23 protein-coding genes and 1 pseudogene are annotated in these 21902 nt (G+C 55.1%); 4 read left to right on the top strand and 20 right to left on the bottom strand.

Annotated elements, in window-relative coordinates:
• Nucleotides 1-5: 5 nt before the first annotated feature.
• From HA052_RS04655 to HA052_RS04690, 8 genes are all read right to left on the bottom strand, one after another.
• The gene (locus HA052_RS04655) at nt 6-269 is read right to left on the bottom strand and encodes a hypothetical protein (RefSeq protein WP_206118766.1); all 264 of its coding nucleotides are present in this window, start codon (nt 267-269) and stop codon (nt 6-8) included.
• Nucleotides 266-922 (bottom strand): gamma-mobile-trio protein GmtX, encoded by a 657-nt coding sequence (gene gmtX, locus HA052_RS04660; protein ID WP_166450994.1) that lies wholly within the window; start codon nt 920-922, stop codon nt 266-268. The genes HA052_RS04655 and gmtX overlap by 4 nt, the downstream gene beginning before the upstream one ends.
• Nucleotides 919-3477 (bottom strand): gamma-mobile-trio integrase GmtZ, encoded by a 2559-nt coding sequence (gene gmtZ, locus HA052_RS04665; RefSeq protein WP_166450995.1) that lies wholly within the window; start codon nt 3475-3477, stop codon nt 919-921. Before gmtZ ends, gmtX begins: the two co-directional genes overlap by 4 nt.
• Before the next feature lie 7 nt (nt 3478-3484).
• Nucleotides 3485-4978: a gamma-mobile-trio recombinase GmtY gene (gene gmtY / locus HA052_RS04670; protein WP_166450996.1), complete on the bottom strand. Its 1494-nt coding sequence runs from the start codon at nt 4976-4978 to the stop codon at nt 3485-3487.
• 607 nt (nt 4979-5585) lie between these two features.
• Complete coding sequence (locus HA052_RS04675) at nt 5586-5966, bottom strand: DUF7079 family protein (protein WP_166450997.1); 381 nt, start codon at nt 5964-5966, stop codon at nt 5586-5588.
• A 41-nt stretch (nt 5967-6007) separates the two neighbouring features.
• Nucleotides 6008-6850 (bottom strand): hypothetical protein, encoded by an 843-nt coding sequence (locus HA052_RS04680; protein WP_206118767.1) that lies wholly within the window; start codon nt 6848-6850, stop codon nt 6008-6010.
• A 5-nt stretch (nt 6851-6855) separates the two neighbouring features.
• Nucleotides 6856-7425 (bottom strand): PAAR domain-containing protein, encoded by a 570-nt coding sequence (locus tag HA052_RS04685; RefSeq protein WP_166450998.1) that lies wholly within the window; start codon nt 7423-7425, stop codon nt 6856-6858.
• The gene (locus HA052_RS04690) at nt 7418-8101 is read right to left on the bottom strand and encodes an XRE family transcriptional regulator (protein WP_166450999.1); all 684 of its coding nucleotides are present in this window, start codon (nt 8099-8101) and stop codon (nt 7418-7420) included. Before HA052_RS04690 ends, HA052_RS04685 begins: the two co-directional genes overlap by 8 nt.
• A 183-nt stretch (nt 8102-8284) precedes the next feature.
• Here HA052_RS04690 and HA052_RS04695 point away from each other — a divergent pair, with 183 nt between their 5' ends.
• Nucleotides 8285-8899 carry a recombinase family protein gene (locus tag HA052_RS04695; protein WP_166451000.1) on the top strand — a complete coding sequence of 205 codons (615 nt, stop codon included), beginning with the start codon at nt 8285-8287 and terminating at the stop codon, nt 8897-8899.
• 45 nt (nt 8900-8944) lie between these two features.
• A pseudogene (locus HA052_RS04700) lies at nt 8945-9406 on the top strand (Tn3 family transposase); the annotation flags it as partial.
• Here HA052_RS04700 and HA052_RS04705 read toward each other — a convergent pair.
• The 6 genes from HA052_RS04705 to HA052_RS04730 form a co-directional block, all read right to left on the bottom strand.
• Nucleotides 9403-9717, bottom strand: a complete 315-nt coding sequence (locus HA052_RS04705) for a hypothetical protein (protein WP_166451001.1) — start codon at nt 9715-9717, stop codon at nt 9403-9405. The pseudogene HA052_RS04700 and the gene HA052_RS04705 overlap by 4 nt on opposite strands.
• A complete protein-coding gene (locus HA052_RS04710; protein ID WP_166451002.1) occupies nt 9702-10523 on the bottom strand; it encodes a helix-turn-helix transcriptional regulator in 822 nt (273 codons plus the stop codon). Before HA052_RS04710 ends, HA052_RS04705 begins: the two co-directional genes overlap by 16 nt.
• A 137-nt stretch (nt 10524-10660) precedes the next feature.
• The gene (locus tag HA052_RS04715; protein ID WP_166451003.1) at nt 10661-11815 is read right to left on the bottom strand and encodes a TniQ family protein; all 1155 of its coding nucleotides are present in this window, start codon (nt 11813-11815) and stop codon (nt 10661-10663) included.
• A gap of 3 nt (nt 11816-11818) precedes the next feature.
• Nucleotides 11819-12709 carry a TniB family NTP-binding protein gene (locus tag HA052_RS04720; RefSeq protein WP_166451004.1) on the bottom strand — a complete coding sequence of 297 codons (891 nt, stop codon included), beginning with the start codon at nt 12707-12709 and terminating at the stop codon, nt 11819-11821.
• Nucleotides 12710-12720: 11 nt separating this feature from the next.
• Complete coding sequence (locus HA052_RS04725; protein WP_166451005.1) at nt 12721-14592, bottom strand: TnsB C-terminal domain-containing protein; 1872 nt, start codon at nt 14590-14592, stop codon at nt 12721-12723.
• A 1-nt stretch (nt 14593) separates the two neighbouring features.
• Nucleotides 14594-15259: a heteromeric transposase endonuclease subunit TnsA gene (locus HA052_RS04730; protein ID WP_043611864.1), complete on the bottom strand. Its 666-nt coding sequence runs from the start codon at nt 15257-15259 to the stop codon at nt 14594-14596.
• A gap of 55 nt (nt 15260-15314) precedes the next feature.
• On the opposite strand from HA052_RS04730, the gene HA052_RS04735 reads away from it, so the two are divergent.
• Nucleotides 15315-16232 (top strand): hypothetical protein, encoded by a 918-nt coding sequence (locus HA052_RS04735; protein ID WP_166451006.1) that lies wholly within the window; start codon nt 15315-15317, stop codon nt 16230-16232.
• Nucleotides 16233-16409: 177 nt separating this feature from the next.
• Here the strand turns inward: HA052_RS04735 and HA052_RS04740 are convergent, their stop codons facing one another.
• The 6 genes from HA052_RS04740 to HA052_RS04765 form a co-directional block, all read right to left on the bottom strand.
• Nucleotides 16410-17117: a hypothetical protein gene (locus HA052_RS04740; protein WP_166451007.1), complete on the bottom strand. Its 708-nt coding sequence runs from the start codon at nt 17115-17117 to the stop codon at nt 16410-16412.
• 54 nt (nt 17118-17171) lie between these two features.
• Complete coding sequence (locus HA052_RS04745; RefSeq protein WP_166451008.1) at nt 17172-17768, bottom strand: hypothetical protein; 597 nt, start codon at nt 17766-17768, stop codon at nt 17172-17174.
• A 2-nt stretch (nt 17769-17770) separates the two neighbouring features.
• Complete coding sequence (locus tag HA052_RS04750) at nt 17771-18235, bottom strand: hypothetical protein (protein WP_166451009.1); 465 nt, start codon at nt 18233-18235, stop codon at nt 17771-17773.
• Nucleotides 18236-18316: 81 nt separating this feature from the next.
• Nucleotides 18317-19534, bottom strand: a complete 1218-nt coding sequence (locus tag HA052_RS04755; RefSeq protein WP_166451010.1) for a DNA-binding protein — start codon at nt 19532-19534, stop codon at nt 18317-18319.
• A gap of 252 nt (nt 19535-19786) precedes the next feature.
• Nucleotides 19787-20038 (bottom strand): hypothetical protein, encoded by a 252-nt coding sequence (locus tag HA052_RS04760; RefSeq protein WP_166451011.1) that lies wholly within the window; start codon nt 20036-20038, stop codon nt 19787-19789.
• 257 nt (nt 20039-20295) lie between these two features.
• Nucleotides 20296-20739, bottom strand: a complete 444-nt coding sequence (locus HA052_RS04765; RefSeq protein ID WP_166451012.1) for a hypothetical protein — start codon at nt 20737-20739, stop codon at nt 20296-20298.
• A gap of 355 nt (nt 20740-21094) precedes the next feature.
• Between HA052_RS04765 and HA052_RS04770 the strand changes: the two genes are divergently transcribed.
• Nucleotides 21095-21577 (top strand): hypothetical protein, encoded by a 483-nt coding sequence (locus HA052_RS04770; protein ID WP_166451013.1) that lies wholly within the window; start codon nt 21095-21097, stop codon nt 21575-21577.
• Nucleotides 21578-21902: the final 325 nt, after the last annotated feature.

Raw genomic sequence — 21902 nt, forward strand, 5'->3', positions numbered from 1 at the left:
GCTAATCACGTCAGAATGCCACGATTCCCGTCATGCATGGCTTGCCCTGTGCCAGCTCCCCATTCTGTTCCGTGCATCAGAATCGGGGGCGTATCGTTCACTACGATCAGCGGTTTACCGCGATGATCGAGTGCAAAGCGTGCAATAGAGCCGGCGGGGCCTTCTGGGACAGTATGACCACCTGGAGCTAACGCTCCCACCCAAACGTATTGCCCAGTCTCAAGGCAGGCAAGGTTATAAGCCACGCTCATGTTGTCCTCGCTATTCATTTTCGTTTTGCCTGGGCCAGTACCTTGCGCACCCCGGTGGCAAAGCCGTTTTTGAAGATGCGTCGGTCGCTCACCGCATCGTAGACTGCTCCGCGCTGATCGATCTTCCATCCATTCTCATCCAGGCAGGCTGGCGATATGGCATGCTCGAACGCCTCGCACTCCAGCTCGGTAAGATCGACGCCCATTATCACTTCAACCGGTGGGGAGATGCCGGCGCTAGTCCGCTGGTCAATCACAATCGGATGCTGCGAGGCTTGCTGCAGTAATCGAATCTGTCCTTTGAGCTTGCGGTTCTCCGCCAGTAGGAATCCGACCTCAGCCCGGATCACCGGGTCGCTGATCCCTTTGAGCAGGGCGTCGTCACACGAACGAGAAACTCGGCCAGTTGCCGGTTTCTTGGTCGGGACACCAACATGTTGAGCCCATGCCGCAATCAGCGCACGGTAATCTTCGCCGCTCTTGTTGCGGATTGCCTGGTGGGCCGGACCGGAGCGTAGCTCGGACAGCTTGCCAATCGTTGCAATAGTGAAGTCGTCGCTGCCGCGTTCTCGTTGTTCCCGGCAGATGTCGTCTATGACCTGCAGAGACCGCTGCTTGCGGGCGTTGGACTTCGCTTTGAGTTGTTCAAGTAGAACCTCGGGAGTGGTCATACGAATTGGCTCCAATCTGGCAGCGTTACTTGCTCGACCAGTTCGCCGGCGGCGATCGCTAACCTCTCGATGTCATCTAGGATGCCCACATCAACCAGCGCATTTTCGGCGCTGACGAAATGCACCGCTGACTCCAGAGAGCCTGTGCGGGTCTCGATCAGCCGCATCACGGCATTGCCGACGTGCAGTTGCTCTTCCGGCGCCAGTCTGAGCAACACAGGTGGCCGTTTGTACAATTGAAGCATGGCGTCGATCACCTGGCTCCGGCGCAAGACTGCGCGCGTCGCATCATAGTTTGGAAACACCACGGCATTACGGCAAACCACCTCCAACTGGTGCAGTTCGCCATTCGTTTCTCGAAGGCTCACATGCATCTGGCGCAAATCGTCGGAGCCGATCAAGTGGATGGCCGAAGGGTTTTCTCTACCGGGCTCCGACTTCGTCAACTCCAGGCAGCGCTTTATCAGCTTCATCGTCGCGTGCATGTCGTTCATTACGGCATCGGCACGCTCCGCCTCCTGCGCCAGGAGCAAATGGAGCCGTGCCAGTTCGCTTTGCTGCAGGAATGGCCGCCCCAGAACCGAGCAATCCCATTGCTCGTTTTCCAGGGTGGAAACCAGTTTCTCATACCGGCCATACCGCGTGGCCGTTTCCGAAGCCTCGTAGCTCAGACTATTGAAGTGCGCGACCAGTCCCGCCAGGAACGCCGGGCCGGTGACGAACCACCGGCAGCGCACGCAGTTACGAGGATTGCCCTGGCTATCCTTGGGCACGGCTTCGTAGATTCCACCGTAGCCGGATGAAGGCGCTTTGAGCATCTGTCCACCATTGTGGCAGCCGGCGCATGCGACTGGACAGATCCCTTTGTCCAGCACCTCCCAGCTACTGGGGCGCCGCGACTGGTCGATCATGCCAAGTCCAGACTCATCGTGGAAGACCGTCATCGATTTGATTTGCTGGTAGTCCGCATTGAGCAGGAAGCGCTCGAATTGCGCCTGCTCGCGGTCGATGAGACGCTGCTCCGCCTCATCCATGATGGCATTCATGTGAGCCTGCCCGACCTTGGTGTAATACAGAGTCATGATGATGCGACTATGGCCAGCCACCAGCTTCGACAGGATCGGAATCGGCACACCACCCTCAATGGCAAACGAGGTCAGCAAGGAGACGCGAAGTGCATGCAAAGGGTAATGGCAGGCCCTCCGTGACCCCTCTTTGACGAAGCTCAACGGCTCTCCGCTCCGGGAGTATTCGTCGCGGTCACGACACCGTTTTTCCAACTCGCGGAGTAGCTTGATCCACAAATCCACTACCTGCGACGAGGGGATGGGTTTGGCGCGATCCTCTAGCTGGTCTGCGGCCGCATTCCGGAATAGGAAACATGAACCGCCCATGCGTTGCAGAAGCTGGGGAGACTTCACGTCATCGAGATGCTTCGGCAGCAGGTCGGCCCATGGTGTAGAGCGTCCAATCGGGTTGTATTTTTCCTGCCAGTTGCGCAGCTTCTCCAGCCAGTACAGGACACGCTCGTGCCGCCAGGGAATGACGTAACCGCGATCCAGCATATCCTTGCCCAGGTCTGCCGTCTTGTTGGTGTTTACATAAAGGCCGACTTGCACATCGTCGCCGTATATCAGCCGGCGAAACACCCCACGCTGCCAGGGTTTGGAGGGTGTTCCCTGGGCCAAGGGGCCTGCATTGGCTGACCACTCGCCCCGGATATAGCGCCAGGTGTCCGCTTCGCCAGAGTCCAGCAGTCGGACCTGAAACGTACGCAGGGGAAGTTCCAGTTTCAGGTACAGGATCACTGCGCGCACTGGCGACCAGATCTCGACGACCTTGCGACGATTACCGATGTCGGCCAAGTTGGAATTATGTTTCGGTGCGATACGGCTGCGCCAGACACAGTCTGGATCATCGGGATCGATCTGGTCATAGTAGACCGGTATCCAATCTCCACCTTCACGCTCATCTTTTCGCTTGGCATGCGCCCAGACCCAGTCCCGGAAGTGGCCTTCCGGTTTTGGACAAAGGATTTGCCGCAGTTCGCTGATATAGCGGTATGGTAACGGCGTACGGACCGACTCGGTCGGTACCGGCATGCTGCTGCCGAATGCCAGGCGCGGGATTGGATTGCGATAGCCACTGGAAGCCAAGGTGCGACCTTCGTCGTCATCCATCGCATGCTGTTCCTGCAATACCCAGTCCAGGAATTCGCTGACGATGTTGTTGATGCGGACTGCACTATCCTTCCGGCGATACCCCTTCGCCCGACCAGACAGTTGAACCGGCTCAGTCAGTTGCCTGATGAAGCTGGGGGCTTCAAAGTCGCGCACCAGAATTTGGGTTGGCGGTGACGGCAGTCCCAATGCGACCAGGTAGTTCTCCAGAAACCAGGTCAACGCCTGCAGACGCTGCGAAACGGATGTCTCATGTAACGCCAGCCATTGTGAAGCAAGCTCCTGCCATGGCTTCCACTCCGATCCATACATATCAACTATCCAGGACAGGGTGAGGTCGTAACTGCGTGGTATTGGCAAGCACTCGTTGCTCATGACACTCCTATAGCTTGGGGTTCAGGCCGGACAGCAGGCCCAGTGGATCAACGTCCTCGAAGCCATAGGCCAGAAGGTCGGCCATCTCCAGTGCAGCGTTTCCGTCACCGTTTTCCAGCCTGTTTGTAGCTGCTTCAAGTACCGCCGACACCTTGGCAGCGGAGGGCTCCGTGTAGGGAAGTTGGGATTCCAGGCTGGCGTGGTGCAAGGCATTGCGCCGCACCAGCACATCGACGCCGGCATCGACCAGGCGTTGTCCATAGGCATGACGATGGCCATGGGCGGTCGTCCCGTTCAGCTTGGCAGGTTCGAGACCGATGCGGCGCACCGCTCGCTGGTGGCTGGCGAGGTAGGCGTCCATCGACAGCGGTTTGCCTTGATCCGGCCCATGCAACACGACGAAGGCGAACGGGTGTGCTCTGGGCACTTCGCGGAGCTGGCGCAGATACAGTTTCCACACATCGAGGAACCACTCCCCGAAGATTTTCGGAAACCACTGCACCTGGATGTAATTGCCGGCAGCGTCGTCTAGCTTACGAACCTTCCAGCCCGCTCGCATACTGCGGCTCACGTATTGATTTCTGGGCTTCAGTCCATGCTTGCCGCGCAAGTAGGCTTCCCTGTTGAGTGTTTTACCTGACGACTGTTCAGGCCAGTCGTCAGGAGCTCGCCCATCGGAGGGATGGAAGACGCGGACAAGGGCGACACCACGACCTGTCGGGCCTTTTGCCTGCGGATCAATACCGACGTCGTGCACATAAAGATGCAGCGGCTCACTAACCCGCAGGCCACCACCATGCAAGAGCAGCGTGATCAGAATGTCCCGCAGGTTCAGGCGCCGGTCGATGAAGGGATTACAGGCTTGACCTGGCCGCACAAAGCCGCTGAACAGCAAGTCGATGAACCGCTTGTCTGGGAAGTATTTGACGCCGTTATAGTGAGATCGAGGAGGCTCCCGCATGATCGCGGTGCGGGTTTGGCGAGCCTTCTCTTTCGCAGCAGCCTTGTCCCAAGTATGGGCGAGGAAGGCACGAGCATGTCGCTGTTGGAACGCAGCCCAGCGCAACTGTTCCTCGTAGCGGCTGGAAGAAGTCAGTGGGTTCAACTGCTCGACGTCGTATCGGTCGGCCATCCACTCCGAGAATTCCGTCAGGCTGCCAATCAAGCGGTTCGCTGATCTGGTTGAGCGTGGGCGCCAGTAGAGACCACTCGGGTCGAGCCCATCAGAGCCGATGGTGCCGCTGTACAGTTGCTGCACGAATGTGCGAAATAAGCGTCGGTGGTCGTCGAAGCACTGCACATTGGCCGAGAGGTAGGCCAGCAGCAGTTGAACCGCTTGGATGCGAAACTCCATCCAGCTCGTACTGCGGGCATGTGCATGCTCCAGGCAATACTCAAGCAGTGGCTGCAACACTCCTTGATCCGTCAGCAGAACAGGAATCTCTTGCAGCACACCCGCGTTGCTGCGCTGAATGTGGGCAACGATTTTGACGCAGTCCATCGCACCATCCGCACTGGGCGGAACTACGGTGAACCGCCAATCAGAACCTAGTCTACAGAGCAGACCACCTTAGTGTGCTGAGGCCTAGTGGGTACCTAGCACGCATAACAATTATTATACGGATGGTTATCCGATCAGGGAACTAGAGGAGGTTTTTGGGTTAGAGAAGGACTTGGCCAGCAGGGAAATCCGGGTAAATTGTTATATCTCAGGGCCTACGTAGAACGTGAGAAAAACAGCGGAAATTAATCTAAGTGCTTGATTAAAAGATGATTTTTTTGATATTTCTTGGCAGGGGTTCAGAGCCCGTTACCCCTCTGCCAAGATGCGCATACCGAAGTCCAGTGGTACCAGTTCCCGCTCGAAATCTAAGGTGGGGTTATGCAACAAAGCCGCGACAGCTGGCCACCGCTTGGCGTGCTTGTGGTCAATGCAACGCCAGGCAAGCCCCATTGGCACCATTCGACCGAACCATCGTGCATCAGGACAGGCAACATGGGGTGATGGTCGGACCAGCGGATGCGCTGGCCGTTAAACTCTATGCCGGTGCACATACAAACCGGATTTGGCATAGAGCATACACGGTATCCTTAAATCCTGGTCGCCCTTATTGGCCCTGGCTAGCTTGAGATTTGCAAGCATGAATCTCATCTTTCAAGCGATTCCATTCATCTCTAATAGTCCATCTTATAAACATACTTCTAATATCAAAATAAGCCTTCTTGATGGTGTTTGAATTTCTTTCCTCAGTTAAATTATTCTGTATTTCAGACCAGAGCCAATCTCCACTATACCCCCATACTTCTGGGGTTGTTGAATAGCACTCGCGCCATAAGACAGGGCCGACTAGGTTGAAAAGAGCGTTTTCGACTTGGTTAATTTGATATTTAGCAGCTTTGTTTGCTATTTGCTTGTAATCAATGTCGCTCGCAGCGAATAAGTCAGACAGACTTATGCATAATTCCTTCAGTTCGTCTTCAGCTTCCACGTAATATCTCCGATATCTACCTACTCAGTAGTGTAGGCTAGTTACATTATTTTCCATTTTGTAAACTCTTCCAGTTCATCGTCAAAGGTGTCGGCAAGGCTGCCTGCTGCTATGCCGCCAGCCGCTCCGCCCGCGATAGTCACTGCAACTGCGCAAAATGGCGCACCCGGCCCGCATATGGTGGAAACGAGAAGGCCAGCGGCAAAGCCTCCAAGCATGCCGCCCCCAATAACAGCCCCTTGTTTTATTGTTTCCTTTTCTTTGTTGTCAGCGGAAGCAATTGCGTAGGCAGCAAGAGTGGCTGTAACAATCCAGCCGACTTTTCCAATTACTTGAAGCCTTTTCGCTTTGACATTAAAGTTAGGGTTAGACTTTGCTGACGATTCTACTATTTTATAGTAAACCTTGTTTTTTTCTGATGGGTTCAGGGTTTCAAACTTCTTATTGAAAAGCTGATCAGAGTATTTATCTAGTAGTTCGGCTGTGGTTTTCCCTTTCCCCTTGTACTTCTCGGCAGAGGCCAGGACGTGTGCGGATGTAATTGCGCGATGCTCAACCATGATTTGATTTCGCATTTTTGATGCAAATTCCATACCCTCTTTAGCAGTTAACCGTCCCGCGTTCACTTCTTCAAGAACAGCCTTTGACATTCTCTCGATGTTATTCTGATAGGATATTCTGACTTTTGAATCGCTGATCGCATCAGCTGCGAACCGCGCAGCTGATGCTTCAAGGGCTTCAAGGCTCTTTTTGAGGGGTGACTCCAATTCATGCTTTTGATTAACTTGATAAGAGCCAAGATATTCTATGTTGTGTTCGGGTGGTTTCGATGCGCTAGTTGTGGATGTGCCGCCTTTGGTGCTTCCGTAAGTTACATCAGTCATTACACCTACCCCATCAATTTTGAGAGCATTACGCCCAAGCTGTTGCCATCGGCGTTATCATTGTTATCGAATTCAACTTTAACGCCTGTGATCTCAGAAATGGAATCAATTCTTGCGCAGCTATTTTCATTGAAAACAAGCTCTTTCGAGCTGCCATCATCAAAATTGACTGTGCATTTCATGCCGGAATAGTTTTCTTTTTCCGGTAGTGCAAACTCAATCCAGTGCGGACCGTTTTGGACTACGCTTTCTGCCGCTAAGGCCGCAGCCATGCCTGCGGCGGCTCCTAGAATAGCCGTGCCGCCCGGCGTATTGTCCACGGTGGCCTGCGCCTGCGAGGCGATCAGCACTGCCCCGCAAGAGGTCTGCATTCCTTCGACGGCGACATTCTTGCCCATGAACGTGTAGTTGGCTGCCCCTGCTACGATAGGAAAGCTTCCCTTACACTTCGGGCAGTAAACCTGATGGCCGATCCCTGAGGCGTTTTTGCCGTAGACGCTAAATTTCGGGAACGCCTCCAGAACCGTGCCGCCGTGCGAAGTGGTATCGCCTTCACGGATGATGGGCTTACCCATGCTGCGCACTCTCATTCGGCTCCGGCACATACGCAGGATCGAGCAATCCTGCAATGGGCGGTTCGTCCGCATACTGGGTGATAGTGAAATCGTTATGAATGGGGCCTATTACGCGGTCCCCATTATCCAGCTCGCTGCCCACGATGGCCATTGGCCGACCATCCACCACGCCGGCTTCGCCTGAGCCGCTAATGATCCTGGCCACAGTCCCATCCGGGTAGCGAACAGTATCGCCAACCAAGGCCACGCGCACATCTAGCAGATAAATGGGGGACGTGGCCATCACCTTGCCGCCGCGCTCCGTAAAAGATGCGCCAGTGGCAACGGGATAGGCAGCCTGGATCGGCTTGGCTGCGATTCGTGCCATGAATTCGGCCACAAGACGTTGGCCTTCATCTGCTGTGTGTTGCTGCATATTCATGTCCTCAAGCTGAGTAGAATGCTTCGCCAAGGTGGCGGCAATATCGACCAGGGCATCCAGCGAAAAGCGGCCGGTATTGCCCCGCCATAAATCGCTGATGCGGGGCTGAGTCAGCCCACACAACCGTGCTGCTTCGATCTGAGTCCAGTCATTAGATGCAAGTAGGCTCTTGATTTTGTCCAAGACAACCGCGCGGATGTTGTGACTAGGAACCGGAAGTCCGTAAGCATTTTTTGAGAATTCATTTTTTGCCATGTGGATACAATGCCAGAAAATGCATAACGTGGAAAGGTTAGGCATGTCTTGAGATGTCACTTTTATAGAATGAAACCTTTTGCAAGATATAGTTAAAATAACGGGTAAAGTGACACTTTTTGACAAGCCAATTCATCGGCTGCAAGCTGTCACATAATCGAACGTATATGTGACAGGTGCAATATGTTAATTGGCTACATGCGGGTATCGAAAGCGGATGGCTCACAGGCGACTGACTTACAGCGCGACGCCCTAGTGGCCGCCGGTGTCGATCCGGCCCATCTCTATGAAGATCAGGCGTCAGGCAAGCGCGAGGATCGCCCTGGGTTGGCGGCTTGTCTGAAGGCGCTGCGCCCAGACGATACCTTGGTGGTTTGGAAGCTAGATCGACTTGGGCGTGATCTGCGCCACCTCATCAACACGGTTCATGATCTGACAGGACGGGGCATCGGCTTGAAAGTGCTGACTGGCCACGGCGCAGCAATCGACACAACGACCGCCGCAGGCAAGCTGGTCTTCGGCATCTTCGCCGCATTGGCTGAGTTCGAGCGTGAGCTGATTGCCGAGCGCACCATAGCGGGGCTGGCTTCTGCGCGGGCGCGCGGCAGAAAAGGCGGACGGCCATACAAGATGACCGCTGCAAAGCTACGGTTGGCAATGGCTGCCATGGGGCAGCCGGAGACCAAGGTTGGGGATCTGTGCCAAGAACTTGGCATCACACGACAAACCCTGTACCGCCACCTTTCACCCAAGGGTGAACTGCGCCCGGATGGGGCAAAACTGCTCAATCGCACCTGAGAAAACAAGTAGACAAAAAAATCTGGGGTTTGGGCTTACTCCCCCACCTTGCAGACGGGCGATCGCCCGACTCGGATGGCGCAGGCTCTGGCCGAATTCGGCCGGATTGAGAAGACTCTGCATACGCTGACCTACATCGACGATGAATCCAAGCGGCGGGCGACGCTGACCCAGTTGAATCGCGGAGAAGGCCGCCACAGCCTGGCTCGTGCCGTGTTCCACGGCAAGCGCGGGGAACTACGGCAACGCTACCGCGAGGGTCAAGAGGATCAGCTCGGTGCATTGGGCCTGGTCGTCAACATCATCGTGTTGTGGAACACCATCTACATGACCGCTGCGCTCGAGCAGTTGCGCCGGCAAGGCTACCAAGTGCTGGATGATGATGTGGCACGGCTGTCGCCGCTGATTTACGAGCACATCAACATGCTTGGCCGGTATTCGTTCGCAGTCCCGGAGGAAGTCGCTCGAGGGGAACTACGGCCGCTGCGCAACCCGTCTGAAGATTAGTGAGTGAGGGCGAAGGAGAGCTTAAGTGCAGTTTCTGTTCCATTGCTCCCCAAACCCCTATCTTCCCCGTCGGAATCATCATCCCAGTAGTCCATACCCTCGAGCATTGCGGTAATGTCGTCTTGAATCATCCGAACCGGATAACCTTGCACTGGAGGCATCGGAGCATCTGGGCCGAATCGACGATCCAGCAACTCTACGAGGACAGCCCAATACCGCTCACGTGACCCTGAAACCAACGGTGCAAAGAACCGGGGGGGCAGACGAGAGAACAGCGATGCCACGGCATGACCGTTCATAGAAATAGCCATGGCGCCAACTCCTCACAATTTCGCAGATGCAAAAGATACTTTGGCGGTTGCTCACGAGATGGGTCAACTGCAATGCTCATGGCGTTTATCACATACTTCAGGAGAGCCGCTCGGCAGTGATCTGTCCGATTGGCTGCACCAGCAAAATACTCGTGGCGAATAACATGACATTGTTCATGTGAAAGATTGGGATGGGCCTCCAGTCTGATAGGCACCATGGTGTCCCATGCGGTGTCGCTCACCAGTGGTGGCGCTGATTCCATTGAGACCTTGGCTGTAACAATGCGTCCAAGGTTGAAGTCGCGATAGTCTTGATGATCAACGCAGTAGCCACGGACATGCCAGCGCTGCCCAGTAAACACTAGAGCCTGTGGGAAAACTCGGCGAGCATGTGGAGCTGGATTACTGAGGGACATGTAGGTGAGCACAACTTCGCCATGACATTTAATTGCTTGGCGGAGTGTGGCGAACACCTCAGGGAATGGGCGGCCGAAGGTAGGCAACCCATTTACGATTGATTCATCCGCGGGTGATCCGGCAAGGGCAATGTAGTGGGCGATGCCGAGATTTTCCATTTCACCCGCTGTTGCCTGGTAGGCCGCTGGGGTTACAAGATGAACGCGCTGGCGGCTATCCCAGGTAGTCCAACCGGGCCTCTCCAATCGAAAATCCTTGATCCACTCGCTGGAGCGAACCGTGCTGAGTCCAGCTACTTCGCGAAGGCGCGCATTGCCGAGAAATCCCTCCCATAACAATAAGAGGGTCAAAAGACGTAAACGGTCTGAACGAAGGGCTTTTTCTCTCATGTCTTATGGTTCATCGTATGATACGAATTATCATAACATTATGCGGCTTAGAAATCGACCCGGTTAACCTCTTACGGGTTAACCGTGGGATCACTGCCCAGTGAGGCTCTTGAGGTGTCTAGGAAAGGAGGGGCGATTCACATCGCTTTGTCGGATTCATGCCACTGCTTCCATACCAGTTCCATGCAGTCGGCTGTCAGCCCCAGGATGTTAACCAGCGCGCGTGGTATTACCTTCTGGCCATGTGCCAGCAAGTACTGTCCAGCGCTCAGGGTCTCCGCTGGGTTTGGTAGGTAGCGACGCCGATCCAAATGTGTGTCCGCCACGCTGGCCAACCAAAAGGGGAGCTGGTCTACACGCTCCGCCAGCCGGGAACGGGTGAAATGGGCCCTAGTGCAGAGTGAGAGGAAGCGTGATGGCCAGTCCTCCAGCAGCCAGGCGACTGCGAGCAGCAAGATGAGGCGCGTAGCGGGTGACTGGTATTCGAACTCATCGTGTTGGCCGGGAGAATTCCAAGGAATCTCCACGCCCAGGGTATCGCCGAGTCGCTGGCGTAGTTGCCGTCCATTGCGACCACTTAGCACACTGACCAAGGTGCGCAAGCCGATAAAGAACGGCAGGCTGCAAGGTGGGGTCAGGGGGCCACATTCCCAGTAGCCTTGCTCGATTGCAGCAATGATGCGGCGCAGCCGCTCCCAGGATGGTGGGTCTGGCCAAGTCGCAAAGACTGGATTCATGCTCGTAAGGTTGAAGTGGCAGTGGCAGCAGAAGCGCAAGGCCTCATCGTCAACTGTCTTGCCTCGTCCAATGCCATGCCGGTGAAAGGCGATGGGAGCGTGGCACGCAGGGCAGCACTCCTCCATCACACACTGATGATGCTCACAGACGACGTATAAGGCCAGCCTCCACGGAAGGCGATAGTAGGAGGTGGGGGATTGTGCCAAGCACAACGGGCAGAACTGCATGCCAGGCCGTTTGCGCTTGCGGTGATAGACCCCGACCGGTCGAATCCAGGACCAATGGCCATTGATTGGCGTATCGAATAGCCGTCCTTGGTAAGGAAGCAACGTCAGCGTCTGCAGTTCTGCTACAGCATGGCCGGTATGCTGAGCCAGCAGTGTCAGAAGCGCGATAGATGGATCACGATCGGTATCGCGGTTCCAGATTGGAGCGTGGTAGCCCAATAGCTTGTCGTAAAAGGTATGGAGCATGAAGCCATTGGCAAATGCCAGCCGCACCATCCAGGAGGAGAGGATCTCTCCTGGTTGCGGCTGAGGGTGCATCGGCAGCATGGTTTACACATGCGCGGCCAGGCGGGTGCGATCGCTGGGCGAGACGTAGCCGCAGGCATTCAACGTCTCCGCGGTGAGCTGCTCCTCTCCATGACGCAAGGCATAAATCGCTGCTTGGTTCAGCAGTATCGATAGCTCGCCGATAGTGCCTTCCGACATGGCGAGGATCTTGGCGGCCAGCATCGACTCGTGCAGGTTGGACGGCCGCGGCAGCGGCAGCACGCGCTCGAACGACATCAGCAGCTGGCGGAACGCCTTGTCCATCTGCCACTTCGGCAGTAGCTCCGGCAGGAAACGGTTCTGGATTTGTGGATCGACACTGACCGCGCGCAACAGATCGCCGGTGCCGCAGCCGACAATCGAAATCTGCAGCTCGTTGCCCAGAAACTTGATCATGTTGAGGAACTGCTGCTGTTTCACCGATGAGCCGGCCAGCACGTTGTGTAGCTCGTCGATGATCAGCACCTTCAGCTGAATGCCGCGTAGCACGCGAATCACTTGGGCACGCTTGGCATCGGTGGATGAGGTCGGCACGCTTTCGAACAGTGCATTGAGGATGCCTGAATAAAAGCCGGGCTCACTGGGCGTAGGCGGTGCCTGGACGTAGAGCACCGGCGCAATCATGTATTCGGCGCCGGGGTTTTCTTCCGCGGGGTGGCGTTGGGCGAAGTGTTGGATCAGTCGGGTCTTGCCGTTGTTGCTGCCACCGATCAACAGCATATTAGGCATACGTGCCTCGCGGGGGTGATCGACCAGATCTTCCAGCTTGGCCAGGATATCTTGGGCCCGCGGGTAGCCAATCCAGCGCGGTCGTTTCAGCCAGGTGATACGGCTGGCTGCATCCAGTTCGACCTGCTCGGCCGTGCTGGGATGGAGATGAGGATATTTACTCATGATGGGTCTCCTTAGCCGAGCTGGATGTCGCTGAAAGGTTGGATATCGTCGTCATCGGCTGTTGGCTGCACCGGGAGGAGCGGCGCCGGTACTACCGACGCATGCACGCCGACCCAGCCGTTGCGACGCTCCGCCATGCGACGCTTGCGTTTCTCCGTCGCGCGATGTTGCTTGGCCAGGCGGGTTTTTTCGACGGCCTCGGCCTCGATCTCGCGCATCCGGCGGATGCCCTGGAAGATCATCTCTTCGTCGACGTGGCTGACCGGATCCTGTTTCAGCCGCTGCAGCGTCGCGCGCAGCTCCCACAAGCTGATGGCCGGTCGGGTGTTATTCAGATACGGCACCGGGCTGTAGCAGCGGGTTTCCGGATCCAGGAAATACACCACGCTGATGTCGCGCGGGTCGCGTGCAAACAGAAACTTGCGTCCCTTGCCAGTGGCGCGGACTTCGGACTCGACCCAGCGGCGCAAGATCGGCGCGTAATAGTGGATGTTGTCAATGACCACGCCGTGGCGCTGGATGGTGCGCTCGACATAAGGGGTAAAGTCGAGGCGGAAGTTCTCCTCATCCTCGATCGGTGCCGGCAGGCCGATGCCCGGGCGCTCGGTGGTGCCGTGGACGAATTGGTGATACAGCTTGATCGGCGGCACCTCGTTGATGCCCTTGTGCGCGCGGTGGTGGTAGCAGTAGGCCACGAAGACCGTGAACCACAGTTCCAGCTCGGCCAGCGTCATGCAGGCGCGGCCTTCCGAGTCGTAGTTCATCTTGGCCTGCACGTTCGAGAAGGTCGTGCCGGGCAGACTCTGGCACTCCCCCATGAAGGTGCGGAATGCGCGCTCGATGTGAGGGCCGTAGTTCGGCTGCCCCTTCGGGCGGTGTTCCAGGATGATCCCGTGCTGCTCGCAGGCGCGCTTGAGCATCTTGCCGTGGAACTCCTTGGCATTATCGACGTGAATCTTGCTCATTTTGCCGTAGACCGGCCACTCCGCGACGATGTCGCGTTTTGCCAACCAATGTTCTTTACGCATCACCGCGTGGGCCACACACAAGCCGGCCGACAGCGAGCTGGGCGGATCCAGCGTCATCAGGAAGCCGGAAATCATCTTGGTCGCCACATCCAGGGCCACAGTCAGATAGGGGCGGCCGATCGGCAAGCGGTGTGCTTCATCCACGATCACCACATCGACCTTGGTATGGTCGATTTGTACCACCGCATAGGGGTAGTCGGCGCCGGGAAACTGGCCGCGTAGCGGCTCGAGCTTCTCGCGTGCCAGCCGAGGGCTATAGCGCTTGCTCAGCATCTCCCGCTGGTTGATGGCGTAGGCGCGTGCATAAACCGTGTTTTGATTGGGTGGTTCCTGATCCGCCTCCTGGCATGCCAGCTTGATCAACTTGTATAGCTTGAGAACGGAGGGCCGTTCCTGCTTCAGGTAGTAATGCTGGATCTGCAGAGCAATGATCTGCTCAACCTCCTCGGAAAGGCGGCTGCCGCCTTTGTCCGAACGCGGCGTCCGCAGCAAAGAGGAAACCAGGCCGGTCTCTTCGAAGCGGTTGAGCCAGCGGTAGATGGTGCCCAGGCTCTTGCCGGTGGCGTCGGCCACCCGCTGCACGTCCTGCGTGCTGCGGCCGGGCAGATCCAGCAAGGGACGTATGCACTCGTAGCGTTGTACTGCCAGATCCCAGTCTTTGTCTTTAGCCAGTAGGTGGGGGGCTGTAGGATCGGAGGATGAGACTGGGGCAAGGCTGAGGTCACTGACCGCGGCGATTTCGGTTCGGGAACCGTCGATGGTGCGCAGGATGGCATCTGAGAAGCCTTTCAGCTCTAGCACGATGGCAGCTTGATTGCGCCAATAGACCACTTGGCCTGGGCGGATGGTTTTCATATCAGTGCTCCTCCACTGGCCACAGTCGGGAACGCATGGTCAACGGCACATTCAGGTCGCAGCCGATGGCGCCGATCGCCACCAGATGCCAAAGTGTGGGAATCAGCCGGGCGCGATTGTGGGCATCGCGGCAGAGGGCAAACAGCAACATCTCCGGATCGGTCTCATCGAGGTCCCAGAGCACCTGAAGAATCTGCCGGCGGGCATCAGGAGATGGACTCTGCTCCAGGTAACGCCAGAGGAATTTGGCGTTGTCGAGGTAGGGAGTACGAATTTCGCGCTCGGTGAAAACTTCGAAGCGCCACCCCTGATCCAAAGCATAGGTTTTAGCAGCTCGGAACTTGCGAAGCAGGTTGCGCCAGTCCAGGCGGAAATCAGCCCGGTACTTGACCTCATATAATACGGGTTGCGGGGTCTGCGAAGCTGTTGGCTTGAACTGGATAAGACCATCTGGGGTGTAGGTGCGCAGTTTCCCGAGCGGGTCGACATACCCGATAGTGACCGGCTGAGCGGTGAAGTACTCGACACTGGGATCGAAGCGCAGGATCTCCATGAGATCGCGCTCCAATGTTGACTCGTACTCACCCAGCAGGGGAACCATACCGGTTACACTGCGGCTGTTGTAGACGATGTCCCTGACAGGGGTGTATCGCAGGGGGTGGCCCATTTGCATGCTCCGCTGGAAACTCTATCCATTTTTGCATTTATTTGTAGAAATTACAATGGGCTGGGCCAGCGGCGGCGGGAGTTTGGTGGAGGACAAGCTCTACCACCATCTGAAGAAATACTGGCACTGGCGGGTGGCCACCTCGCCGCGCTTCATGCAGCAGGACTGCATGCAGCAACTGAGCAAGGGCGCCACCCAGCGCAGCGCGCGCGCCGACAAGCAGGACCTGGAAGACATGCGCGCCAGCGAGCAGGATTGGCAAGGCGATCTTGGCAAGGCGGAGGGCGAGGCCGGCGGCGAGGCGGCGGAGCTGGTGCGGCTGCAACTGGCCGCGGCCAAGCTGACGCTGCCCAAGGAGGTGCACGACTTCTTTGACCAGCACGTTCACGATTCCCACGCCTCTTTCTACATGATAGGCCCCACCACCGCCTGGCAGCGGCAAAAGCGGGTGGCCGCCGCACGCAAGGCCAAACGCCAGCAGGGCGGCGGCCCCAGCGGCCTGCCGCTGAGCGGAACCAGCCCGTATCAGCAGAAGGTGCTGGACAGCGCGCCCGGCAGTTCGGAAGACCCAAGCCGCATCGACGCCTCCAATTTCCCGGTGGTGAGCGACGACGACTACTTCAGCCTGGTCAAATCCGACGGCATGCCCGGCGTGATTGCCGCCACCATGACCAATACCCGCCGCGAAGTGGGCGGCCACGGCCACCAGCGCGCCACCTTCGTGGGCAGCAAGGCGCGTTATGGCAAGGCCCAGGGTAAAGCGATAGACTTGATCGCCCAGAACTCCGCCCGCATGCGGCAAGACCAGTTGGCGCTGGACTACGCTGAGCAGGTGCGCAAAAGCAAACTGGTGTTTGAAAACCAGAAGAGCTTCCTGCAACAGCAGGGCCTGCCCACCCATCACCTGGAGCGGCTGCACCAGCAGGATTTGAAGCAGATAGGGGAGCAGTTCCGTAAGCGTATCGGTATCTAGCTCAGGCAGATAGGAATGGCAAGAAATGATATTGCTGAGTGTATTCCAGAGCCGAAGAACAGCAGCAATGAACTGCAGAGCTTGTGAAGCATTCTGGAGGAAATTAGTTTTGTTACGCATTTGACATCCCTCGTGGAGTTGGCCTGTATGGCATAGGCCAGAGGGTGCCGTAGCCACTCAGCGGGGAGTCATGGGGGAATCAGGGCCCAGGCGATCCGGACACTCTTCCACCTGCAATTCCAGAGATATCGCGCGGACCAGTCGGTGCAGTTCGTCAATGTTGACGTGCACAGGGATCAGTGCGACAACAGATTTGATAAAGATATGCAGAGGGCCTGTGTGATCACCATGCTTGTCAGTCCTCCGGCCAAAATTTATGCGTTCGTTGCCGTCATGACATACCAGCCAGGCATGGCGTATTGCATTTGCTAGCGCACGCCTAGCACCACCCTCACTGTATGCCTTCCACCTCAGAGTTTCTTTGATTTTGTTTCGAAGCGCTCTTGCGTTATTGATCCGCTCTACCGATAGCTCCCCTTGGAATTGCCTCATAACTTCTTGTTGTTTTGAGCCATCCGGGAATCCCGTGGCAGCTACCCAGTCGCCTTTAAGTGCCCGATCCTCGCGCCAATACACTTCATCCTCAGGATTGTACTTAGCATCCGGAATACATTTTCTCTTCCGCAAACTGAATTCAGCAAGAGAGCGCGCTAGATAGCGCGTTGCCGCACTGCATTCGCCTGCAGTGCATGTGGAATTGTGCTCTGTAACTGTCTTACGCAATATCTCCTCGACACGTGGGTAAAGGGAGGCTGTCTCATCAGCCATTTCCGGGCTGTGACGTAATTTCATGCGGGTATGGCAGGCTTTTTTTGGTGCAGGCATAACTGATCCATCTAATAAATCTGCCGTTCCTTACCAGGATGGCGGATTAATACCTTATAGGTTTGAGCGAACGGACTCTGGTATGTGCTTCATTGCCTCGTCGTGCCCAACAATCACGTATCTTTGCCCACCACTGATTGCCCATTGCAGCGCAATGGCCGCGGCTTCACCTGCATTCTGAGCGTCCCTTCGGATGTGGCGGGAATTTAACCCAGCCGGACCATGCACCATCCAAAGCCTATTTTGGAATTTTTGAATTGTAAAGACCTCTGGACGTGACATGAAGGGTTCCGGTTTGGGGTTGCTTACACGCCGGCGAGCAGCTTTTGAACTGGCATTGACGCCGACGCCTTCGACGTATACGCGGACAATTTTGTTTTCGTCCAAATCATAGTAGGCCCGGCCCTTGCCAACAATGCAGTACTCCTCCACCTCATCGTACGCCCCCTCTGCAAGCCAGCGATCTTGTAGCACTTTCGCCTCAGCTTGTGATGTACCGCGTGGGAATTTGTGGTGATAGCGGCGTGAGCAGATCACAGTCCCTGTTTCCGCCTTTGCATACTCACTGTCCAGCGAGCATTCAAAAAACAGTTTCCCGTTTTCCGCCACTCCATGCGCAGTACCAATTCGATTGTGAACGAGGCGAGCCATGATCAGGCTTCAACTTTTACGAGTTGATGGAATAGATCATCTCCGGACACCTGTTCTAGTCCCCGCTCTGGTCTAAGATAGAACTCCCGGTAGTAAAGCTCGTCAAGCGCGCTCATCAGGCGCCGGACTAAAGTTTTACGCTCCTCGCCGCCAGCAACAGGTACTGCGTGGTACTCGAAGATAGTCGCGCACTCGACCAACGCATCGTACAACTTGGCGCGTTCTACCTCACCCACTCTACCAATATCAAAGCTTCCTCGTTTTTCGCTGAATTTTTGATTGCTCGCAGCAACATGCAGCGCATCTAAGTAAGGAGTTGCGACTTCTTCCACTGCTAAAACTAGGGTTGTGTCTTCGCTCGCAGGCCAGAGGTGTTCTCCGACTTTTGGATTGCTGCGGCCGCTATAGGGATCCAGCAGCAAAATCCGGTTTTTCAGCGTTGTTTTCAACATAAATCCGCGTTGCATCGAGCCTCCTTATATGGAACAGTTCCCTTATGAACAACTACAGCATGGCCACATGACTGGCTCAAACAGTCGCCTATCAAATCACCTCACAAAATGTACGCGGTCATTTTCTATCATCAGGTTGAGTTGCGGGCCACACTCAATTATGGCAGCCCGTATAACATCAGCGTTAGCCGCTCCAGTAACTGCAAGTTGCCGAGAAAGATTTTCATTTTCTGACAGCTCTGCCAATAGATCAAATATTGCCAGCCCATCTTCGCCAGCATCCTGACGCTTCATTTCTTCTAGTATCCAATCAACAATGTACTTTGAAAGGGCTTCAGTATTTTCCCTATGAATACTCGAGACATTACCTTGCAAGCTATTTCTCAAAACGGCAAGTTCGATTACTAATGATTCCACCCTTGTAGCCAGCGCTCGTCGATCTGAATCAGCGCTTTCAAACTGCCTCTCTAACAACTTGGTCGCCGCTTCAAGCTTGGCCACTTCACGATCTCTATCTGCTATTTTGAGACGATAACTATTCTGTGCAAGTTCTTGTTGCTGTTGAGCTGTCGCAGCGGCGTGATTCGCTGACTCAAGTTGACGACGGTACTCTTCACGTTGATTATTGGTTTCTTCGTACAAAGATTTCCGTACACCTTCAAGCCGCTCATAAGCAAGACGTTCACGTTCAGCCGCATCGACACGCGCTTTGTCAACGGCCATAGCGCATTCAGCTCTAACACCGGCTAGTTCCTCGCGCATCCGTTCTCTCTCTGCCTCAAGCTTAGTCTCAGCACATCGTACGGTTTCCGCTGCGGCCTCACGGACACGCTGACACTCCAGACTCATTTCCTGAGAATGGAATTCAGCAGCCTCCCTTCGGCCTGTTTCAGCATTCAGTGCTTTCAAAACTTCCTGTAGTCGCTGATCGGAGGCCTCGCGAAGACGAACTTGCTCATCCACAATCTGAAAGGCTTGGGCCTTGGCCTGCGTGGCATCATTCAACCTTTCTAATGCTTCATCACGCTCCAATGTTAAAGCCTGGCGAGCGCCATCGAACCCGCGAGAAACATGCTCATAGAGGAGGGAATACAAATTCTCGAACACCTGAATCAATGGTCCGTCCCAAGCAGGTTGTTCTGGAGCTCTCCCGCGAAGCGTCTGCATCACGCCGTCACGCCACCGGTTCAGTTCCTCATTGATAGTCGTGTTCGAGCCCGTTTTGGTGACCTCTCGCACATTCGATTGATTTGGCCAGACCCCTTCTTTGACGAGGTCGCCGATCGCGCTGCGGATCTTGTCCCTGATGTTCATAGATTCCCAAATGCTTAATTTTTAGACAACATGCCCAAAAGACTCTACCAGCGGGGTTTGCGCTAGATATCCACAGACTTATCCGCGTTGGTATGGGGAAAAAAGCCAGCCTCGTTAAGATTGCATGCAAGTCAGAGCGAAACATATCCAGCACGAGGATCAAGAGACTGAAGTAGAAATCCACAGCTTTGACTACCTCACCCGAACCATCACTACGATTGCCGCGCAGTAGAGTCACTATGCTTTATCGACCTATGGGTGCTCTCGCAACGCCTCCAACATCTTCGAAAATAGATGCTTGAATGCCGCAAGGTATACGGCATCAAGTGTAGCCTCAGCCCTCTTGTTGATCTCGTCGACGTCGAACACCGGAACCGTAATCGAGAAGAAAGGGATCTCGTCGATGGTCTCAAATGCCATCACTTGAACCGATTGGTCTTTCAGAAGATTGATTTTAATCTGACCGGTCGGCAAGTTGCTTCCTGCCAAATCTCTCAAGTTCATTTCCTATCCTCTCAAGTTCAAAACCCATGTAGCAGTGGGAGACTGAGACCATTTTACGGGTTTTCATACGCATAATCAGTCATCTAGGGGACTTTGGGTAACATTTCTTGAATCAGAGGGTTGGCAGGGATTCGAATCCCTGTCGTTCCTCAATCAGAAGCAACCTTTCAGCATTGGCATTGGCTTGTTATCCAGGGCTTATTCTCGGTCCCATGCGTGAGCCTCACAAAATTGATTCTTCCTCTACCTGTCGACTCTCAGCCAAGACCCTGATCTTCTGTCAGTTTCGGAGCAAACCATCCCATTGCTACCCAGCCAAGGGCGGCGAGGATACCCTCGCTAAGGGTAAGTTTCACACTACTGAAGTAGAGCGCTCCTACCGCCGCAGCGAGGGCTACTAGAGTAGCCAGCCCTCGCACCGAAACAGTTATTCCTATGACGGTTTTCGACTTTGTGCGAAGCGCCACAACGTGGGCTAGAACAAACACCATTGGTGCAGCCCAGTTAGCCATAGGCACATAGCTCAGAACGTTCATATCTCTCTCCTTTACCTTGGTTGTTTGCATATGCTGCTTTGGGGGCTCTTTCAAAATCAATAAGTTAAATTTTATAGCGCTGAACAAACCCAATAGCTTGCCTTCCACCCTAAGCCCGCGATACAGGGTTTGGGCAGTGCTTTGCATGACGAAAATCTTGTGCATTTTCCGTTCCATTGCTTCCCAAACCTCAAAACTAGCCACAAGAGTGGATTTCTAAAATTTCATTTGTATTTATACACCATTCTGTGATGTAAACAATACAAAATGTGATACATTTTCAACATTAGGATTCTAATGTTGAGTTAATTTGGTTGCATTGGCAGAAGTACGCAAGCGAATCGCAGCAGGGCATGGGTGCTCGCTGGCGAGATGATTGTATGGTGGGCCTTACCGGAGGATTGGTGTCAGCTATACTTGACACTTCGACATCGGCGTATCGCTTACCTTTGTCCCCGCCGGAGTAGGGATGAGCGATGACGCCAAGATCACCTTAGATACTTGAAGGAGCGAATTTGGGATGGGAAGCCTTCTTACCAAGAAGAAGCCTTGCGAGCTGTTAGCACGCCTTGAAAGCCTTGGCTGGCCTGTTGCTGCCGCGGCCGTATTCTTGGACTGCAGCAGGCAACATCTCTACGACATGATCAACGATCGTGCGCGTAAGCGGCATTGGGATATTGCAATCTGGAATCTACCGAAATACACCTCGGCCCTTGCCAAGGAAATTGCTGCCATCAAGCCGCGCAAGAGAACCACGCCGGCGACAACGGCCATCACACCCGGGTATCGATTGTCTGGGGAGTTTGTACCCGGCTTGCTTGTTGTCGCTGAGAAGTATATTGGGGAGGTGGCTGATGAAGGGGCGGAAGGAATAGTCCTGGAGGTGCGGGACAGCGGAGACTCTGAGGAGTACCTGATTCGATTTACGGGCGGGTGCGATTGGTTCGGCCCCGATTTCATTGAGTCTCACATTGCCAGCACCGGTAAGGTTGTGTCGCACTGAACGCAAAGTTAAGCACAATACTGCTCTCAACATACTCCACGTGTTGGGAATTAGCGAATAGTCAGAGCGCCGGGGGATGCATGCCTGGGTCAGTTGTGTAGAACAGGGCCCCTGTTGGGGCGCTCATAGCTGAAGCCCAAGCTTTACGAATATGGGAAATCGCAACCGGATACAGGGCGTTTTCAGCTATGTAATTTGTCATCTGGCGAAGCAACGCCCGAGCGCCTTGTGGTCGAACTCGCCCAAGAAACACATCGTCTATCTGTGGAGATTGCGGCCACCGTCCCTTACCTTCACGCGGTTTCCCAATCCACGTCTCACGGTG

The sequence above is a fragment of the Chromobacterium fluminis genome (assembly GCF_011602385.1).
GTDB classification, from domain to species: domain Bacteria; phylum Pseudomonadota; class Gammaproteobacteria; order Burkholderiales; family Chromobacteriaceae; genus Chromobacterium; species Chromobacterium fluminis.

Coding starts and splice junctions, on each gene's coding strand:
- HA052_RS04655 (WP_206118766.1), bottom strand. CDS start 269: ATGAATAGCGAGGACAACATGAGCGTGGCTTATAACCTTGCCTGCCTT.
- gmtX (WP_166450994.1), bottom strand. CDS start 922: ATGACCACTCCCGAGGTTCTACTTGAACAACTCAAAGCGAAGTCCAAC.
- gmtZ (WP_166450995.1), bottom strand. CDS start 3,477: ATGAGCAACGAGTGCTTGCCAATACCACGCAGTTACGACCTCACCCTG.
- gmtY (WP_166450996.1), bottom strand. CDS start 4,978: ATGGACTGCGTCAAAATCGTTGCCCACATTCAGCGCAGCAACGCGGGT.
- HA052_RS04680 (WP_206118767.1), bottom strand. CDS start 6,850: ATGACTGATGTAACTTACGGAAGCACCAAAGGCGGCACATCCACAACT.
- HA052_RS04685 (WP_166450998.1), bottom strand. CDS start 7,425: ATGGGTAAGCCCATCATCCGTGAAGGCGATACCACTTCGCACGGCGGC.
- HA052_RS04690 (WP_166450999.1), bottom strand. CDS start 8,101: ATGGCAAAAAATGAATTCTCAAAAAATGCTTACGGACTTCCGGTTCCT.
- HA052_RS04695 (WP_166451000.1), top strand. CDS start 8,285: ATGTTAATTGGCTACATGCGGGTATCGAAAGCGGATGGCTCACAGGCG.
- HA052_RS04705 (WP_166451001.1), bottom strand. CDS start 9,717: ATGGCTATTTCTATGAACGGTCATGCCGTGGCATCGCTGTTCTCTCGT.
- HA052_RS04710 (WP_166451002.1), bottom strand. CDS start 10,523: ATGAGAGAAAAAGCCCTTCGTTCAGACCGTTTACGTCTTTTGACCCTC.
- HA052_RS04715 (WP_166451003.1), bottom strand. CDS start 11,815: ATGCTGCCGATGCACCCTCAGCCGCAACCAGGAGAGATCCTCTCCTCC.
- HA052_RS04720 (WP_166451004.1), bottom strand. CDS start 12,709: ATGAGTAAATATCCTCATCTCCATCCCAGCACGGCCGAGCAGGTCGAA.
- HA052_RS04725 (WP_166451005.1), bottom strand. CDS start 14,592: ATGAAAACCATCCGCCCAGGCCAAGTGGTCTATTGGCGCAATCAAGCT.
- HA052_RS04730 (WP_043611864.1), bottom strand. CDS start 15,259: ATGGGCCACCCCCTGCGATACACCCCTGTCAGGGACATCGTCTACAAC.
- HA052_RS04735 (WP_166451006.1), top strand. CDS start 15,315: ATGGGCTGGGCCAGCGGCGGCGGGAGTTTGGTGGAGGACAAGCTCTAC.
- HA052_RS04740 (WP_166451007.1), bottom strand. CDS start 17,117: ATGCCTGCACCAAAAAAAGCCTGCCATACCCGCATGAAATTACGTCAC.
- HA052_RS04745 (WP_166451008.1), bottom strand. CDS start 17,768: ATGGCTCGCCTCGTTCACAATCGAATTGGTACTGCGCATGGAGTGGCG.
- HA052_RS04750 (WP_166451009.1), bottom strand. CDS start 18,235: ATGCAACGCGGATTTATGTTGAAAACAACGCTGAAAAACCGGATTTTG.
- HA052_RS04755 (WP_166451010.1), bottom strand. CDS start 19,534: ATGAACATCAGGGACAAGATCCGCAGCGCGATCGGCGACCTCGTCAAA.
- HA052_RS04760 (WP_166451011.1), bottom strand. CDS start 20,038: ATGAACTTGAGAGATTTGGCAGGAAGCAACTTGCCGACCGGTCAGATT.
- HA052_RS04765 (WP_166451012.1), bottom strand. CDS start 20,739: ATGCACAAGATTTTCGTCATGCAAAGCACTGCCCAAACCCTGTATCGC.
- HA052_RS04770 (WP_166451013.1), top strand. CDS start 21,095: ATGGGAAGCCTTCTTACCAAGAAGAAGCCTTGCGAGCTGTTAGCACGC.